A 15,332-nucleotide genomic window follows, 5' to 3' on the forward strand; every position below is an offset into this window, starting at 1 on the left:
GGTCGGGTGGACGCCACCTGCCGGGCCGGGCGACGGACTGCGACAATCGCGGGCATGACGGCTCAGGTGACCGGCACGGACATCCTCGACGTCGCGCGCGAGCAGGTGCTCGAGCGCGGCGTCCCGCTGACCCAGGAGCAGGTCCTCGCGGTCCTGCGCACCGGCGACGACCGGCTCCAGGACCTCCTGGCGCTCGCCCACGAGGTCCGGATGCGGTACCAGGGGCCGGCCGTCGAGGTCGAGGGCATCGTGTCGCTGAAGACCGGCGGCTGCCCCGAGGACTGCCACTTCTGTTCCCAGAGCGGCCAGTTCACCTCGCCCGTCCGCTCGGTGTGGCTGAACATCCCCGAGCTGGTGCGCGCGGCCAAGCAGACGGCGGCCACCGGCGCGTCCGAGTTCTGCATCGTCGCGGCGGTGCGGGGGCCGGACGAGAAGCTCATGGAGCAGATGCGCGAGGGCGTCGCGGCCATCCGGGCGGCGGTCGACATCCAGGTGGCGGCGTCGCTGGGGATGCTGACGCAGGAGCAGGTCGACGAGCTCGTCGACATGGGGGTGCACCGGTACAACCACAACCTCGAGGCCGGGCGCTCCTACTTCCCCAACGTCGTGACGACGCACTCGTTCGACGAGCGGCTCGACACCTGCCGGATGGTCAAGGAGTCCGGGATGGAGCTGTGCTGCGGCGGGCTCGTCGGGATGGGCGAGACGCTCGAGCAGCGCGCCGAGCTGGCCGCCCAGCTCGGCGAGCTCGAGCCGCACGAGGTGCCGCTGAACTTCCTCAACCCCCGCCCCGGCACCCCCTTCGGCGACCTCGAGCCGATGCCGGCGAACGACGCGCTGCGCACCATCGCCGCCTTCCGCCTGGCCCTGCCGCGGACCATCCTGCGGTACGCCGGCGGCCGCGAGCTGACCCTCGGCGACCTCGGCACCCGCGACGGCCTGCTCGGCGGCATCAACGCGGTCATCGTCGGCAACTACCTCACGACGCTCGGACGCGACCCCCGCGAGGACCTCGCGCTGCTCGACGAGCTCGAGATGCCGATCAAGGCCCTCAACGAGACGTTCTGACGGGCTCGGGACGGTGGTGTTCGCGGACGCGGGGGCGCACGGGCCCGTGGCCCGGGGCGAGGACCCGGGGGCGTGGTGCGGGCAGTGCGGGGTCGCCCTCGTGGACGGCGACCACGCACGGTGCACCCGGCGGGCCGAGCTCGAGCCGCCGCGCTTCTGCGTCCACTGCCGGCGCCGGATGAAGGTGCAGGTCACGCCGGGGGCGTGGACGGCGACCTGCATCGAGCACGGCACGGTCGAGCGCAGCACCTGGGGCTGACGTCCGCCGGCGCTGCGGCGCGGTCGAGGTGAAACTGGACCCTCTGCCGGTCGGATTTCACCTCGACCCGAGGACGCCTCCGCCGGGTCGAGGTGATGTGCGACCACCTGGGGGTCGGGTTTCACCTCGACCCGATGTGACGGGCTCCACGGAATGTGCCACGGTGGTTGACGGTTCAACCACTTGGTCAGCGTCGACCCGCCCCTGCCCCCATCGCACACCCGGGAGACCCACCGTGAACGTCCTCGTCCTCGTCGGCAGCCTGCGCGCCGGCTCCACGAACCGCCAGCTCGCCGACGCCGCCGTCGCCCACCTGCCCGAGGGCACCTCGGCGACCGTCTTCGAGCAGCTGGCCGACCTCCCGCACTACTCCGAGGAGCTCGACCACGACGACGCGCTGCCCCAGGTCGCCCGCGACCTGCGCGAGGCCGTCGCCGACCACGACGCCCTCCTGCTCGTCACGCCCGAGTACAACGGCTCGATGCCCAGCGCGCTGAAGAACGCCGTCGACTGGGCGTCGCGCCCGCGCGGTGCGGCCGTCGTCGCCACCAAGCCGGCCGCGGTCCTCGGCGCGAGCGGTTCGCCGCGGGCCGCCCAGTGGGCCCGCGAGGACGGCGTCAAGGTCCTCACCGTCGCCGGCGCCGACGTCCTCGACGACACGGTCGGGGTCGGCTCCGCGTTCCAGGCCTTCGAGGAGGGACGGCTCTCCGACGCCGACCTCGACCTGGCGCTGCGCGACCTCGTCCGCGCCCTCGCCGAGAAGGTCGAGCAGGCCCGCACCGCCGCCTGACCCCGGCCGGTCTGCACGAACCCCGTCGCGGGGTCGTCGGGACGCTGGCACCATCGGTTCCGTGACCGGAGCCGTCGAGCGCGCCCGGGCGGACCTGGAGGCGGGCCGCCCGTGGATGGCGCGTGACCGTCTGCTCGGAGCACTGCCGCACCGCCCGGACGAGGGGCTGGTCGACCTCCTTGCCGAGGTCCACGTCCTCATGCACGACCTTCCCGCTGCCGGCGCCCTGTGGTTCGCCACGGGGCGGGACGACGAGGCGGCGCGCGACGCCGTCACCGTCTGGGCAGCCCGGTTCCCGTCCGACGATGCGCGGTGGTCGAGCATCCCGCGTCCCCTGAGGCTGCGCACCGGTTCGCGTGATCTCGAGGAGCTGCGTCGACGACTGTCCGGGCGACCCCGTGGCGAGCCTCGGCCCCCCGACGTCGTGCCGGACGAGCCGTGGACGGAGCGCGTCCTCTTCCCGGCGATGCTCGTGGGAGGCCTCCTCTGGGTCGTTGCCATGGTGCTGATCGGCGCATGGACGGTGCTCCGCTGGATCTGGGGCTGAGCCGGCATTCCCGGCATGATGGGCGGCGATGGATGCCGACGCCCTCGCCGCCCTGCGCGCGGTCGACCGTGACCACGTCTGGCACCCGTACTCCTCGGCCCTGACGCCCGGCGACCCGTACGTCGTCGAGTCCGCCGAGGGGGTCCGGCTCCGGCTGCGTGACCCCGACGGCACCCCCCACGACGTGGTCGACGCGATGAGCTCGTGGTGGTGCGCGGTCCACGGGTACCGGGTGCCCGAGCTCGACGCCGCCGTCCGCGACCAGCTCGGCCGGATGGCCCACGTGATGTTCGGCGGCCTCACCCACGAGCCGGCCGTCGACCTCGCCCGCCGCCTCCTCGACCTCGCGCCGGACGGGATGGAGCACGTCTTCCTCGCCGACTCCGGGTCCGTGTCGGTCGAGGTGGCGATGAAGGCCGCCCTCCAGTTCCACCTCGCCGCCGGCCGCCGCCGGACCCGCTTCCTCACCGTCCGCGGCGGGTACCACGGCGACACGTTCTCGCCGATGTCGGTCACCGACCCGGTCGGCGGGATGCACTCGCTGTTCCGCGGCGTCCTGCCCGAGCACGTGTTCGCCCCGCGACCCCCGGCCGGCCTCGACCGGCCCGACGACGACCCCGAGCTCGTCGCCTGGGAGCGGACCACCCGGGACCTGTTCTCGCAGAACGCCGCCGACATCGCCGCGGTGATCCTCGAGCCCGTGCTGCAGGGCGCCGGCGGGATGCACGTCTACACCCCGCGGGTCCTCGACGTGCTCCACCGGCTGGCCCGCGAGCACGGCGCCCTCGTCATCCACGACGAGATCGCCACCGGCTTCCACCGCACCGGCCCCCGGTGGGCCGGCGACCGCGTCGCGACCACCCCCGACATCCTCTGCCTCGGCAAGGCTTTGACCGGCGGCTACCTCACCCTCGCGGCGATGCTGTGCACCCGCGAGGTCGCCGAGGGGGTGAGCGTCGGGGAGGCCGGCGGCCTCATGCACGGACCGACCTTCATGGGCAACCCGCTCGCCTGCGCCGTGGCGAACGCCAACCTCGACCTGCTCGCCGCCCGCGACACCGAGGTCGAGGTGGCCCGCATCGAGCGTCGCCTGCGCGAAGGGCTCTCTCCCGCAGCCGATCTCGCCTCCGTCGCCGACGTGCGCACCCTCGGCGCCGTGGGCGTCGTCCAGCTGCGCGAGCCGGTCGACGTCCCCGGCGTCACCGCCGCCGCGGTCGCCCGCGGCGTCTGGGTCCGACCGTTCCGCGACCTCGTCTACACGATGCCGCCCTTCGTCACCGCGGACGACGACCTCGACCGCATCACCGACGCCCTCACCGCGGCGATCGCGGACGTCCACGGCTGACGACCCCCCGCTGCGAGTTCTCGCCACGACCCTTGTGCGACTCCGTGGGCAGGAGTAGAACTCAGCCACTGCGCAGCCGCGCAGCGGGGTGGACGAAGGGCGCGCTCCCATGCGAGACGACAGGCTCACCAGGTTCCCGGTCCGGACACTGCGGACCGTCGGGACGGCACTCACGGCGGTGCTCCTCACCGCGCCCCTCGCCACGGCGGTCGGGTCCCCGGCCACCACCTCGGTGGCGGCCGTCCCCTCCCCCGCGGTCCGGTACTCCGCAGCGCCGGCCACCGCTCCCACGACGGTCCGGCTGATCACCGGCGACGTCGTGACGCTGCCCGATGCCCGCCGCCCGCTCGGCGTGCTCCGCGCCCCCGGCAGCCGGTCGTCCTTCAGCGTCGCCCGCAGCGCCGGGCACCTCTACGTCGTGCCGTCCGCGCTGCGCGACGTCGTCGGCCGCCTCGACCTCTCGCTCTTCGACGCGGCGGCGCTCGCGGCCGGGCCGGCCCGCACGCCGGTGTCCATCACCTACGCGTCGACGGCCACGCCGACCGCCGTGCCGGGGGTGGAGGTCACCCGACGGTCCGGGCGCACCGCCACCGGGGTCGTCACGGCGGCCTCCTCGGCCCGGCTCGCGACGGCGCTGCGCACCCGCCCGGCGACCTCCCTCTTCGCCGGGGTCACGAGCCTCACCGCCGGCTCCACCGTCGTCACGCCGAACTTCCCGATGCACACGGTCACGCTCCGGGTCGTCGGACCCGACGGCGCGCCGGCCGACGGCCTCGTCATCGTCGACAACGTCGACGACATGCGGCGGGCCTCGCTCGGCGCCGTGACGTTCGAGGGCGAGGCGCGGGTCAGCCTGCCCGCGGGCAACTACCAGGTCAGCGGGTTCGTCGACACCCCCGACGGTGTGGCGCTGCCGGTCCTTCCCGAGGTGGTCGTCTCGGCCCCCCGTCAGGTCACCCTCGACGCCCGCACCGCGACGGTCCGGCCGCGCATCACCACCCCGCGACCGACCGAGAACGGCGCGCTGGCGGTCGACGTCGTGCGCACCGACGCCCGCGACACCGGGACCTCGTCCATCGGGGTGCTCGCCTTCGACGGGATGTCGGTCACCGTGACCCCCGTCGCCCCGAGCGCCGTGCGCCACGGTCGCATCTCGTCGGCGCTGACCTTCGTGGGCCCCGGCCCCGGCGCCTCCCCGGCCTACCAGTACGACCTCGGCTACGAGTGGATCGGCTCGGTGCCCACCTCGATGGCCGTCGCCCCCCGACCCGCCGACCTCCAGCAGGTGGCGATGACCTACCGCGGCAGCACGGCGACGAGCGGGATCCCGGCCGTCGTCGAGAACGGCCTCTCGACGTCGACGTCGGGCCTGTCCCTCGGCGTGCCGCTGACCGTCCCGGCCCGGCTGACCGTGTGGTCGGGAGGGACCCGAGGCGTCCGGACCATCTCGGGCTACACCGCCTCCTACGACTGGGAGACCGGCGAGGGCTCGGAGTTCTTCAGCGGGGAGAGCCAGGCGATCGTCCCGGGCAGCAGCCGGGCGGAGGAGTGGAACCGCCGGCCCTCGCACCCCTCGCTGCTCCGGCCCACCGACGACCTGCCGCTCTGCGGCGCGTGCCTCCAGCGAGACACCCTCGTGCTGGCCGTGCCGTCGTTCTCCGACAACGACCCCCACCACTGGGGGCTCGTCGACGACCCCGCCCGCGTGGCGTGGAGCGTGACGAGCAGCGGCACCGAGGTCGCCGCCGGTGACGGCCCGCTCGTCACGGCGGCGCAGCTGCCCGCCGGCCGGGCACCCGTCGTCGTCCGGCACTCGGAGCGGATGCGCCGCCTCGGCTTCCCCGACTCGACGACGACGACCACGTGGTCGGTCCCCCGCACCGCCCTCGGCGACGAGCTCACCGGCTGGGCCTGCCCGGACGGCATCGGCCCCTGCCGCGCCCTCGGGCTGCTCGAGGCGCGCTACCGGCTGCCGATCGACGACCGGGGCCGGATGTCCGCGGCCGCCCACGCGGGCACCCTGACGGTCACCCCGTACCTCTCCGGAGCGGACGTCACGAAGGTCACCGTCGACGTCAAGGTCGGCACCGGCGCGTGGACCGCCGTGTCCGTGCGGCGCACCGGACCCACGACCTTCGCCCTGGGCGTCCCGGCCACGTCGCGTACCGGCCGCGCCACGCTCCGGGTCACGGCCACCGACTCCAGGGGCAGCACCGTCACCCAGACCATCGGCGGCGCCTGGACCGTCGCCCCCTGACCGGCAGGAGCACCCCCATGAAGAACGTGTCGTCCCCCGGCCGTCGTCCCTCGCGCACGCGGTCCGTCGTCCGCCCGCTCGGGAGCCTCGTCGTCGGGGTCCTCGTGGCCGCCGGCGTCGTGGCCGGTCCGTCGGTGGCCCTCCCTTCCGGCCCCGTCGACCCGGCCGCCGACCCCAGCCTGTCCGCGCCCGCCGTCACCGAGTCCGCCTGCGCCCGACCGACGTCCGGCGACGCCCGGTGCCTCGCCGAGGGTCGTGTCGACTCCACGACCCGCCGGGCCGCGGCGAGCGCGACGCGGTCGGCAGGCCTCGCCCGGGCGACCTCGGGCCTCGGGACGCTCGCCGCCACCGCCACGAAGCCGCCCGGCTACGGGGCGGGCGACCTCCGCGCCGCCTACCGGCTGCCGGCGGGCACGAGCCGCGCCACCGTCGCCGTCGTCATCGCCGGTGACGTCCCGACCGCCGAGGCCGACCTCGCCGTCTACCGCGCGACCTACAAGCTGCCCGCGTGCACGTCGGCCAGCGGCTGCTTCCGCAAGGTCAACCAGCGGGGCGCGAAGGCGCCTCTGCCGCAGGCCGACCCGGGCTGGGCGCTCGAGGGGTCCCTCGACCTCCAGATGGTGTCCACCGGGTGCCCCACCTGCCGCATCCTCCTCGTCGAGGGTGACGACCCGTCGTTCGAGGCCCTCGCGGCGGCCACCGACACCGCCCGGCGGCTGGGCGCCACCGTCACGTCGCACAGCTACGGCGCCGACGAGAACGCCTTCGCCCTGCAGTTCTCCCGCTCGTACCGCGCCTCGGGCATGCTCAACGTCGTGTCCTCCGGTGACTTCGGCTTCACGATCGCCAGCTATCCGGCGGTCCTGTCGCAGGTGCTCGCAGTGGGCGGGACATCGCTGCGCCGCAACGCCACCGCGGCGCGCGGGTGGACCGAGAAGGTCTGGAGCGGAGCCGGCAGCGGGTGCTCGGCGTACGTCGCGAAGCCCTGGTTCCAGCACGACGGACACTGTGCGATGCGCACCGTCGCCGACCTGTCGGCCGTCGCGGACCCGCAGACCGGGGTCGCGGTCTACGACAGCTGGGAGAGCCCGTTCAGCACCGAGCCCGGGTGGTACGTGCTCGGCGGCACGAGCGCCTCGGCCCCCCTCGTCGCGGGGATGGTCGGCGCCGCCGGCACGGGGACGACGTTCCGCAACGCCAACGCCTACCAGCGCACACGGTTCGTCAACGACGTCGTCGGGGGCACCAACGGCGTCTGCGGCGGCGACTACCTCTGCCGCGGGCTCGCGGGCTACGACGCGCCGAGCGGCATCGGCACGCCGAACGGGCTGCGCGTCTTCACCGGCTGAGCGGGTGATGTGTTACTTGACAAACCAAGGTATGCCTTCGTGGAATTGGGGCATGGCCAAGAACTCGCTCACCATCCCCTCGCTGGCGCTGAAGATCGCCACCGAGGCAGACGCGTACAAGTTCCTTGAGGAGCTGCGCTGGGATGGCGAGCCTGACGGGTGCCTTCACTGCGGCGAGGTCGGCGCGACCTACCTCATTCGCCCTCAGAACGGCGTCAGCCGCAAGACCCGCACCGGAAACATGTCGGAGCGCCGCGTGTGGAAGTGCCGCGCGTGCAAGGGCCAGTTCTCGGTACTGACGGGGACGATCTTCCACGGCACGAAGATCCCCGTCCGGACGTGGCTGTTCGTGATCGTGGACATGTGCAGCGCCAAGAACGGCATGTCGGCCCGCGAGGTCGAGCGCAAGTACGGGGTCACCCCCAAGACGGCGTGGCACATGCTGCACCGCATCCGCGAGGCCATGACGCTGGAGCCACTGGCGGGTCTGATGCGCGGCACGATCCAGGCCGACGAGACGTGGATCGGCGGCAACCCCAAGAACCGCCACCGCAAGGACCCCCGCGAGCAGGGACGCGGCAAGTGGGGCAGCGACAAGATGCCCGTGCTGTCCCTCGTGGACACGGCGACCGGCGAGGTCCGTTCCCGCGTGGTCCCCGACGTGACCGGAGCGACCCTCCTGCCAGTCATGCGCGGTCAGGTCGACATGGCCGTGACGACGCTCCACACCGACGCGTCGAAGTCCTACACGGGCACCATCGCCCGGCAGGCCAAGGCTCACGCGTACGTCACCCACGAGCGCGACGAGTACGTCCGCGACGGCGTCTCCACCAACATGGCGGAGGGCTACTTCTCGCAGCTGAAGCGCAGCATCGACGGCACCCACCACCACGTCTCACGCGAGCACCTTCAGCGGTACCTCAACGAGTTCGACTTCCGCTACTCCACCTGCGAGATGGACGACCACGAGCGGGTCCGGACGCTGATCGAGCGTGTGCCTGGTCGTCGCCTCTCGTACCGCCCACTGACCCGGTCGCAGGCTCCCCAGCGGACCGCCCCCAAGCCCCAGCAGCGTCGACGGGATGCCGGACTGACGTTGGATGAGGCGATGGAGAGGGCGCATCGACAGGCCGCCGAAGGGCGCGGTGACGTGTGAAAACCCGCTCAATTGGCTACAATTGAGCGGGTTTCCCCGGTGGACCGGACGGGGATCGGACCCGCGAAGAGACCTTCCAAGGGGCGCTCTCGTCAACCATGACCCGGCCCGCGGTCGAACCGCCGCAGCGGTAACTGCGACGGCCCGACCTTGGTGACCTACCCTCACTCGCTGGTCAGTCCACTCGGTGCGAGCGAGGCAAATCCCTCCTCATGGGGATCACCTCCAAGACCAGCCCTGGCGCCCATCGCGCCGGGGCTGGTCTCACTATAGGGCACGAGTTCACCTTTAGTCCACGAAGACGCAGTCGCGGCGCGGTGCGAGTTCTGGCGTTGACTGCGACGATCCCGCTACCATGGTTCAAGTTCACTTTGACCAGAGGAGCCGCAATGAGCACCATCTCGCCTCAGGACCTTGCAGACATGGTCGCAGACAGCCAGAGCGCTGACCCCGATGCGGAGGATGCGACCTCCGGAGAGCGGGAGCGCTCGACAATCAAGTTCCCGTATAGCGACCTGAAGGACGCCGTCACGGTGGTCGAGACGCTGAAGGAGAACTTCAGCACCACGTGCTCGTCGGATCAGCTCGCCGCCGCTCTCGCAGTTAGCCCGACCAGCAGCGGGTTTCGTACGAAGGTGGCGACCGCTGCGGCATTTGGGCTGGTCAACAACAAGCGGGGCACGATCACCCTCACCGATCTTGGGCACGCGGTTGCTGACGCGCACACGCGTGAGGCCGCTGTCGTGGAGGCGTTTCTGCGGGTCGAACTGTTCAGCGCGTTGTACGAGAAGTTCCAGGGCCGCGCGCTGCCGGGGGACGCGGGTTTGGAGGCCGAACTGCTCAACCTGGGCGTAGCGCAGAAGCAGGTTGGTCGTGCGCGGCAGATCCTTCAACGGTCCGCGCAGACTGCCGGATTTTTCTGGGCTGGCCGGGATCGGTTGGTGAAGCCCTCGACCAAGGCGGGTACGCTCAGCGAGCAGGAAAACCCGCCCAAGACGGCTCTCGACGAGGTGCGCGGGCCGCGGGTAGAGGAGGAGAGTGACACCTTGGCCGACGACCCCGTGCTGAAGGGCTTGTGGCTCAAACTGCCGAAGTCCGGATCGTTCCCTAAGTCTGAGCGCGACCGGTGGCTCAATGCGTTGAAGGTCAACCTCGACCTCGTGTACGGCCCCGGAGACGAGGCACAGGGTGCCGCCCGCCAGGAGGCCACGTGCCCCGCGAGCCAGAGCGCGTAAGCCTGCAAGGTCTCGATCCCGAAGAAGCTCTACGAGCCCTTCTGGCCATTGACCCAGACGCCGACCCACCCGACGAAGACGGCGACCCTGACGACCGTGAGGGTCGAGACGACGACGAAGGCCCCGACCACTGAGGTCGGGGCCTTCCCCATGCCAGCCAGGCCATACCGAGACATGCCTCGCCGTTACTGACCTTGGCGGGGGTCAGCCTAGTTCGTGGGCGGCCCCGTACCGTGGTTTGTCAAGTGACACATCACCGCTGAGCGGATCGAGCCCCGCCGGGCCCGCCTCAGGCTCCGGTCGTCGGCCCGCGCCGCTCCAGGGCCTCGAGCCGCGTGCGCAGGTCGTCCTGGAGCGCGCGGAGGATCTCGAGCTGGGTCGCGTTGACCTCCAGCAGGGCCTCGACGTCGCGCTTGGCGGCGACGTTGGTGTCGTAGTCGTGCCGGGCGAGGTCGGCCGCGACCGCGTCCTGCCGCTTGGCGGCGATGAGGAGGATGGCGCCCTGCAGGCCGGCGAGCATGGAGAGGAAGAGGTTGAGCAGGATGAACGGGTAGGGGTCCCAGCCGCGGGTCAGCGAGTTGAGGAGCGCCCAGACCGCCATGAAGGCGACGAACGCGAAGACGAACCGCCAGCTCCCCATCCCGTTGCGCATGACGTCCGCCGCCCGCTCCCCGGTGCTCAACGACGCCCGGTGGCGCTCGTGCCAGGTCTCGTCCGGCACGGTGCGTGCGCTGGTGAGGGGGACGGTCGACGGGGACGGCTCGCTCATGGTGACCTCCGGTGGGGCTGGCGCTGGCCCCACGCTAGGACCCGACGAAGCCCCGCGGTCAGTCGGCCTTCGCGGCACCCCATCCGTGCCAGTGGGTGACCTCGACCCAACAGCTGATCCGCGCCCGGTCGCGCGTCGGGTAGTCCCGGCCGCCGTAGTGGTTCGAGAGCCGGTCGATGTCGGCGAGCGCCCGCTCGGGGTCGTCGTCCCAGCGCACGACGCGCCCCCGGACGCTGACGTGGGTGTACCAGGACCCTTCCTCGAGGGCGGTGAGGGCGACCTCGGGGTGCTCGCGCATCCACGAGACGCGGGCCCGCTCGGCGTCCATGTTGAGCAGCACGGTGCCGTCGTCCTCGACGAGGTACCAGGTGGCGACCGACATCGGCGCGCCGCTCGGGAGGAGCACGGCGACGACGGCGGGGTTGGGGCGGCGGAACAGCTCGGCGACGTCGTCGGGCAGGGGCGCTCGGGGCACGGGGACTCCTTCGTCGGGGACGTCCTCCAGCATGCCCGTCCGCCGGCACCGGACGGCGCTCAGGTGCCGGCGACCCGGCGCAGCGTCGCCACCGCGTCGGCCGCCGGGATGCCGAGGACGCGGGCTCGCTCGAGGTAGGCGGCCGCCGCCTCCTCGAGGGCCTGCCCCGGTGTCGCGGCGGCCGGGGGCGAGGGCGCCACCCGGGTGCCACCGCCGCGGCGCGAGCGCACGTAGCCGGCCTGCTCGAGCTCGCGGTAGGTGCGGGCGACGGTGCCCGGCGCGAGCCCCAGGTCGGCGGCCAGCTGGCGCACCGGGGGCAGCCGGTCGCCCGGGAGCAGGACCCCGCTGCCGACGAGGTCGGCGAGCTGCCGGCGCAGCTGCTCGTAGGGCGGCGTCGGGTCGAGGACGTCGACCGTGACGGCCTGGAGGGTCATCGGACGGGGGCCCCGACGGGGGCGGGGTCGCCGGGCAGCGGGCGTGGCAGGTCCTCGACCCGCAGGGTCGGGGTGACGAGCAGGCCACCCAGCGCGGCCGCCGCGCCGACGACCGCCAGCGGGGCGACTCCGAGGGTGAGCCACCGGACCACGACCTGACCGAGCCCCTGGGGGCAGTCCGCGGCACCGAGGGCCAGGGCCATCACGCCGGCCACCGGGCCGAGGGTCCCGAGCACAGTGAAGGTCGCCGCCGTGAGGATGGTCCCCGTCGACCAGCGGCGCAGCGTCGAGTCGAGGCCGAGGCTCTGCAGCGGCGGCCGCGGGCGGCGCGCCACGGCCCGCAGCGCGGCGACCACGAGCAGGGCAAGCAGTCCGAGGGCGACGGCCAGCGGCACCGCGTAGAACGAGCCGGGCCACGGCCCCCGCGACGACGCGGTCTCGACGAGGGCGCCGTCGACGACGACGCGGCACTGCTCGGCGAGCGCCCGCCCGGCCCGGCCGAGGGAGTCCGGTGACCCCCAGGCGGCTCCCGCCCCGAGGACGCCGGCGAACAGGAGGGCCGACAGGGCGAGGAGCCCGGTGCGTACCGGGGGCAGGAGGCCACGCACAGTCCGCGTCTCGACGACCGCCGCCCGCCGGACCCCGACCGCGGGCCGGGCCGTGAGCTCGCCGACGATGGTGCCGACGAGGACGCCCGCACCGAGCGCAGCCGGGGCGAGGGCGGTGATCCGGCCGAGCGAGTCCACGCGCTGCCCGAGGAGGAGGAGCAGCCCGCCGAGCAGGAGGCCGAGCAGCAGACCGCCGACCCGCCAAGCCCGCGCGCGCCGGGCCAGTCGGACCAGCTCGGCGTGCTCGTTGACCCCGACGGTGACGACGTGGCGTCGGGCCAGGGCGACGACGAAGGCCACCAGCGCGATCGGCAGCGACAGGACGGTGAGCCCCATGGCCCCTCCCTCGTTGTATCGGGCGGTTGGTACAAAGTGGAGGATGCCCCGCCCTCGCTCTTGTGTCAAGCATCTGTCACAAACACTCCGCCGTCCGGCCGTGCCCTGCGCCGCCGCGGGGCCGGGCGCCGGTGACAGCGACCCCACAGGTGCGCCGGACGTCGCCGTGGCAGGATCGAGGGATGACGAGCCCGCTGGACTGGATCCGGGAGGCCGCCTCGGCCCGGGCCGACGCGGGCCTCACCCGACGGCTCGTCCCGACCAAGGCGCACGACGTCGTCGACCTCGCCGGCAACGACTACCTCGGGCTGCGCCACCACCCGGCGGTCGTCGCCGGGGCGGTCGCGGCCGTCGAGACGTACGGTACCGGCGCCGGGGCGTCCCGCCTGGTCACCGGCACCCTCGACGTCCACGAGGAGCTCGAGGCCGCGCTCGCCGCGCTCACCGGCGCCCCGTCGGCGCTCGTCCTCTCCAGCGGGTACGCCGCGAACCTCGCGGCCCTGACGACCCTCGCCGACGCCGGCACCCTCGTCGTCAGCGACGAGCACGCGCACGCCTCGCTCATCGACGGCTGCCGGCTCTCGCGGGCCGCGGTCTCGGTCTCGCGGCACAACGACCTCGAGCACGTCGCCGAGCTGCTCGCCCGCCGCGACACCCCGCGGGCGGTCGTCGTCGCGGAGTCGGTCTACTCGGTCCTCGGCGACGCCGCACCGGTCGAGGACCTCGTGGCCCTCACCGCCGAGGCCGGCGCGCTGCTCGTCGTCGACGAGGCCCACGCGCTGGGCGTCGTCGGGCCGGGCGGCGCCGGGCTCGTGGCGGCCGCCGGGGCGTCCGGCGCCGAGCACGTCGTCGTCACGACGACCCTCTCCAAGTCGCTCGCCGCCCAGGGCGGGGTCGTCCTCGCCTCCCCGGACGTGCGCGACCACCTCGTGAACACCGCGCGTCCGTTCATCTACGACACGGGGCTGGCGCCGGGGTCGGCCGGTGCCGCGCTCGCCGCCCTCGGCGTGCTCCGCGAGCACCCCGAGCTGCCGGCTCGGTTGCACGCCAACGCTGCTCGCCTCGCCGAGACCTGCGGGGTGGCCGCGCCGGACGGCGCCGTGATGTCGGTGCCGATGCCCGGGCCGCACGAGACGGTCGAGGCCGTCGAGCGGGCCGCGGCCCTCGGGGTCCGGGTGGGCGCGTTCCGGCCGCCGTCGACGCCCGACGGCTCGTCGCGGCTGCGCATCACGGCCCACGCCGACCACACCGACCACGACCTCGACCGCGCGTGCGCGGTGCTCGCCGAGCTCGTCCCCTCGCAGGCCTGAGCGAGCCGTCGGTGTCCGACCCCCGCGCGCTGCCGTCCGTCGTCCTCGTCACGGGAACGGGCACGGGCGTCGGCAAGACCGTCGTCACGGCGGCGCTCGCGGCCCTGGTCCGCGGCCGGGGCAGCCGGGTGACCGTCGTCAAGCCGACCCAGACCGGGCTGGTCGCGGGCGAGCCCGGTGACGTCGACGACGTCCGCCGCCTCGTCGGCGACGGCCTCGAGACCCACGAGCTCGTGCGGCTGCGCGACCCCCTCTCCCCCGAGGCGGCGGCGCGGCGCGAGGGGGTCGACCTGACGCCGGTCGCCCTGCACGCCAAGCGGATCGGTGAGATCGCGGCCGGCGCCGACGTCACGTTGGTCGAGGGGGCCGGTGGGCTCCTCGTGCGGATGGACTCCCGCGGCGGCACGCTCGCCGACCTCGGCACGGCCCTGCGCTACAAGGGCGTCTCGTGCGGCGTCGTGCTCGTGGCGTCCGCCGGGCTCGGGGTCCTCAGCACCGCCGCGCTGACGGCCGAGGCGCTGGCCAGACGGTCGATCCCGCTGCTCGGGGTCGTCGTCGGGTCGTGGCCGCAGGAGCCGGGGCTCGCCGAGACCGAGAACCTCCACGACCTGCCGCGGGTCACCGGGGCGCCGCTCTGGGGCCGGGTGCCCGAGGGCGCCGGTGCACTCGACGCCGACGCGTTCACCGCCGCCGTGCCCGGCTGGTTCGACATCACCTGACCCTGGGCCCGCAGCCACCCGACTCATTGGCCGGAACCCACCTCTGAGGGCCAGGATCCGGTCCCGCGAGGTGGGTGATGGGCAATCAGTCGGACCACCTTGGGAGGATGGGGGCATGAGCGAGCCCGAGCGCCCGTACCGCGTCACCGTCGTCTGCCACGGCAACATCTGCCGCTCGCCGATGGCCGAGTTCCTCCTCCGCGAGGCGTTCGACGAGGCCGGGCTCGCCGACCGGGTCGAGGTCGACTCGGCCGGCACCTCCGCCGAGGAGCTCGGTAACCCGGTGCACCCCCGCACCGTCGCCGTCCTGCGCCGTCACGACCACCCCGACGTCGGCTGGGGCGCGCACCGGGCCCGGCAGTTCCGCACCGACGGGTTCGACGCCGCCGACCTCGTCCTCGCCGCCGACCACCCCCACGCCGACCGGCTGGCCCGACTCGCCCGCGACGAGGACGACGCCGCCAAGGTGCGCCTCGTCCGGTCCTTCGACCCCGACGCCGTCGCCGCCGGTGAGCTCGGCATGGACGACCCCTGGTACGGCGGCGACGCCGAGTACGAGCAGACCTACGACGAGATCCGGGCCGCCGTGCCGGGCATCGTCGAGCACGTCCGGGCCGCGCTCGACCGTCCCTGACCTTGTGGGGCGGCGTCCGCCGGACACCCCGTCAGGGCGGC

Annotated in this window: 17 protein-coding genes; 12 read left to right on the forward strand and 5 right to left on the reverse strand. The window is 73.6% G+C overall.

The window, feature by feature from the left end:
• The first annotated feature begins 54 nt into the window (after positions 1-54).
• The 9 genes from bioB (at position 55) to JQN70_RS14815 (ending at position 10,006) form a co-directional block, all read left to right on the forward strand.
• Positions 55-1,068: a biotin synthase BioB gene (gene bioB, locus JQN70_RS14775; RefSeq protein WP_204132124.1), complete on the forward strand. Its 1,014-nt coding sequence runs from the start codon at positions 55-57 to the stop codon at positions 1,066-1,068.
• 13 nt (positions 1,069-1,081) lie between these two features.
• The gene (gene bsaP / locus JQN70_RS14780; protein WP_204132125.1) at positions 1,082-1,327 is read left to right on the forward strand and encodes a biotin synthase auxiliary protein BsaP; all 246 of its coding nucleotides are present in this window, start codon (positions 1,082-1,084) and stop codon (positions 1,325-1,327) included.
• Positions 1,328-1,562: 235 nt separating this feature from the next.
• Entirely contained in the window at positions 1,563-2,117 is a 555-nt protein-coding gene (locus JQN70_RS14785; RefSeq protein WP_204132126.1) for an NADPH-dependent FMN reductase, read from the forward strand.
• A gap of 61 nt (positions 2,118-2,178) precedes the next feature.
• On the forward strand, positions 2,179-2,664 hold the full coding sequence (locus JQN70_RS14790; protein ID WP_204132127.1) for a DUF6584 family protein: 486 nt from the start codon (positions 2,179-2,181) through the stop codon (positions 2,662-2,664).
• A 28-nt stretch (positions 2,665-2,692) separates the two neighbouring features.
• On the forward strand, positions 2,693-4,009 hold the full coding sequence (locus JQN70_RS14795; protein ID WP_204132128.1) for an adenosylmethionine--8-amino-7-oxononanoate transaminase: 1,317 nt from the start codon (positions 2,693-2,695) through the stop codon (positions 4,007-4,009).
• A gap of 109 nt (positions 4,010-4,118) precedes the next feature.
• Complete coding sequence (locus tag JQN70_RS14800; protein ID WP_204132129.1) at positions 4,119-6,266, forward strand: hypothetical protein; 2,148 nt, start codon at positions 4,119-4,121, stop codon at positions 6,264-6,266.
• A gap of 17 nt (positions 6,267-6,283) precedes the next feature.
• On the forward strand, positions 6,284-7,615 hold the full coding sequence (locus JQN70_RS14805) for a S53 family peptidase (protein ID WP_204132130.1): 1,332 nt from the start codon (positions 6,284-6,286) through the stop codon (positions 7,613-7,615).
• Between the two features lie 52 nt (positions 7,616-7,667).
• The gene (locus JQN70_RS14810) at positions 7,668-8,771 is read left to right on the forward strand and encodes an IS1595 family transposase (RefSeq protein ID WP_204132131.1); all 1,104 of its coding nucleotides are present in this window, start codon (positions 7,668-7,670) and stop codon (positions 8,769-8,771) included.
• A gap of 389 nt (positions 8,772-9,160) precedes the next feature.
• Positions 9,161-10,006, forward strand: a complete 846-nt coding sequence (locus JQN70_RS14815) for a hypothetical protein (protein ID WP_204132132.1) — start codon at positions 9,161-9,163, stop codon at positions 10,004-10,006.
• Between the two features lie 29 nt (positions 10,007-10,035).
• Here the strand turns inward: JQN70_RS14815 and JQN70_RS20600 are convergent, their stop codons facing one another.
• The 5 genes from JQN70_RS20600 to JQN70_RS14835 all read right to left on the reverse strand — a co-directional run bounded on the left by JQN70_RS20600 (position 10,036) and on the right by JQN70_RS14835 (position 12,628).
• Positions 10,036-10,158, reverse strand: coding sequence for a hypothetical protein (locus tag JQN70_RS20600; RefSeq protein WP_255546995.1), 123 nt, complete (start codon positions 10,156-10,158; stop codon positions 10,036-10,038).
• A 137-nt stretch (positions 10,159-10,295) separates the two neighbouring features.
• A complete protein-coding gene (locus JQN70_RS14820; protein ID WP_307836004.1) occupies positions 10,296-10,775 on the reverse strand; it encodes a DUF1003 domain-containing protein in 480 nt (159 codons plus the stop codon).
• A 58-nt stretch (positions 10,776-10,833) separates the two neighbouring features.
• Positions 10,834-11,250, reverse strand: a complete 417-nt coding sequence (locus JQN70_RS14825) for a pyridoxamine 5'-phosphate oxidase family protein (RefSeq protein ID WP_204132133.1) — start codon at positions 11,248-11,250, stop codon at positions 10,834-10,836.
• 59 nt (positions 11,251-11,309) lie between these two features.
• Positions 11,310-11,684, reverse strand: coding sequence for a GntR family transcriptional regulator (locus tag JQN70_RS14830; RefSeq protein WP_204132134.1), 375 nt, complete (start codon positions 11,682-11,684; stop codon positions 11,310-11,312).
• The gene (locus JQN70_RS14835) at positions 11,681-12,628 is read right to left on the reverse strand and encodes a hypothetical protein (protein WP_204132135.1); all 948 of its coding nucleotides are present in this window, start codon (positions 12,626-12,628) and stop codon (positions 11,681-11,683) included. The genes JQN70_RS14830 and JQN70_RS14835 overlap by 4 nt, the downstream gene beginning before the upstream one ends.
• Before the next feature lie 182 nt (positions 12,629-12,810).
• On the opposite strand from JQN70_RS14835, the gene JQN70_RS14840 reads away from it, so the two are divergent.
• From JQN70_RS14840 to JQN70_RS14850, 3 genes are all read left to right on the forward strand, one after another.
• Positions 12,811-13,938, forward strand: coding sequence for an 8-amino-7-oxononanoate synthase (locus JQN70_RS14840; RefSeq protein ID WP_204132136.1), 1,128 nt, complete (start codon positions 12,811-12,813; stop codon positions 13,936-13,938).
• An 11-nt stretch (positions 13,939-13,949) separates the two neighbouring features.
• Positions 13,950-14,657 (forward strand): dethiobiotin synthase, encoded by a 708-nt coding sequence (gene bioD / locus JQN70_RS14845; RefSeq protein ID WP_204132137.1) that lies wholly within the window; start codon positions 13,950-13,952, stop codon positions 14,655-14,657.
• A gap of 115 nt (positions 14,658-14,772) precedes the next feature.
• Positions 14,773-15,291 carry a low molecular weight protein-tyrosine-phosphatase gene (locus tag JQN70_RS14850; protein WP_204132138.1) on the forward strand — a complete coding sequence of 173 codons (519 nt, stop codon included), beginning with the start codon at positions 14,773-14,775 and terminating at the stop codon, positions 15,289-15,291.
• Positions 15,292-15,332 lie beyond the last annotated feature (41 nt).

This window comes from Phycicoccus sonneratiae (assembly GCF_016887965.1).
Lineage (GTDB): Bacteria > Actinomycetota > Actinomycetes > Actinomycetales > Dermatophilaceae > Phycicoccus > Phycicoccus sonneratiae.

Bases quoted from the DNA above. Each gene is read 5' to 3' on its own strand.
- JQN70_RS14795 (WP_204132128.1), top strand. From the start codon at position 2,693: ATGGATGCCGACGCCCTCGCCGCCCTGCGCGCGGTCGACCGTGACCAC.
- JQN70_RS14830 (WP_204132134.1), bottom strand. From the start codon at position 11,684: ATGACCCTCCAGGCCGTCACGGTCGACGTCCTCGACCCGACGCCGCCC.
- JQN70_RS14805 (WP_204132130.1), top strand. From the start codon at position 6,284: ATGAAGAACGTGTCGTCCCCCGGCCGTCGTCCCTCGCGCACGCGGTCC.
- JQN70_RS20600 (WP_255546995.1), bottom strand. From the start codon at position 10,158: ATGGGGAAGGCCCCGACCTCAGTGGTCGGGGCCTTCGTCGTCGTCTCG.
- JQN70_RS14850 (WP_204132138.1), top strand. From the start codon at position 14,773: ATGAGCGAGCCCGAGCGCCCGTACCGCGTCACCGTCGTCTGCCACGGC.
- JQN70_RS14835 (WP_204132135.1), bottom strand. From the start codon at position 12,628: ATGGGGCTCACCGTCCTGTCGCTGCCGATCGCGCTGGTGGCCTTCGTC.
- JQN70_RS14840 (WP_204132136.1), top strand. From the start codon at position 12,811: ATGACGAGCCCGCTGGACTGGATCCGGGAGGCCGCCTCGGCCCGGGCC.
- JQN70_RS14820 (WP_307836004.1), bottom strand. From the start codon at position 10,775: ATGAGCGAGCCGTCCCCGTCGACCGTCCCCCTCACCAGCGCACGCACC.
- JQN70_RS14815 (WP_204132132.1), top strand. From the start codon at position 9,161: ATGAGCACCATCTCGCCTCAGGACCTTGCAGACATGGTCGCAGACAGC.
- bioB (WP_204132124.1), top strand. From the start codon at position 55: ATGACGGCTCAGGTGACCGGCACGGACATCCTCGACGTCGCGCGCGAG.
- JQN70_RS14800 (WP_204132129.1), top strand. From the start codon at position 4,119: ATGCGAGACGACAGGCTCACCAGGTTCCCGGTCCGGACACTGCGGACC.
- JQN70_RS14810 (WP_204132131.1), top strand. From the start codon at position 7,668: ATGGCCAAGAACTCGCTCACCATCCCCTCGCTGGCGCTGAAGATCGCC.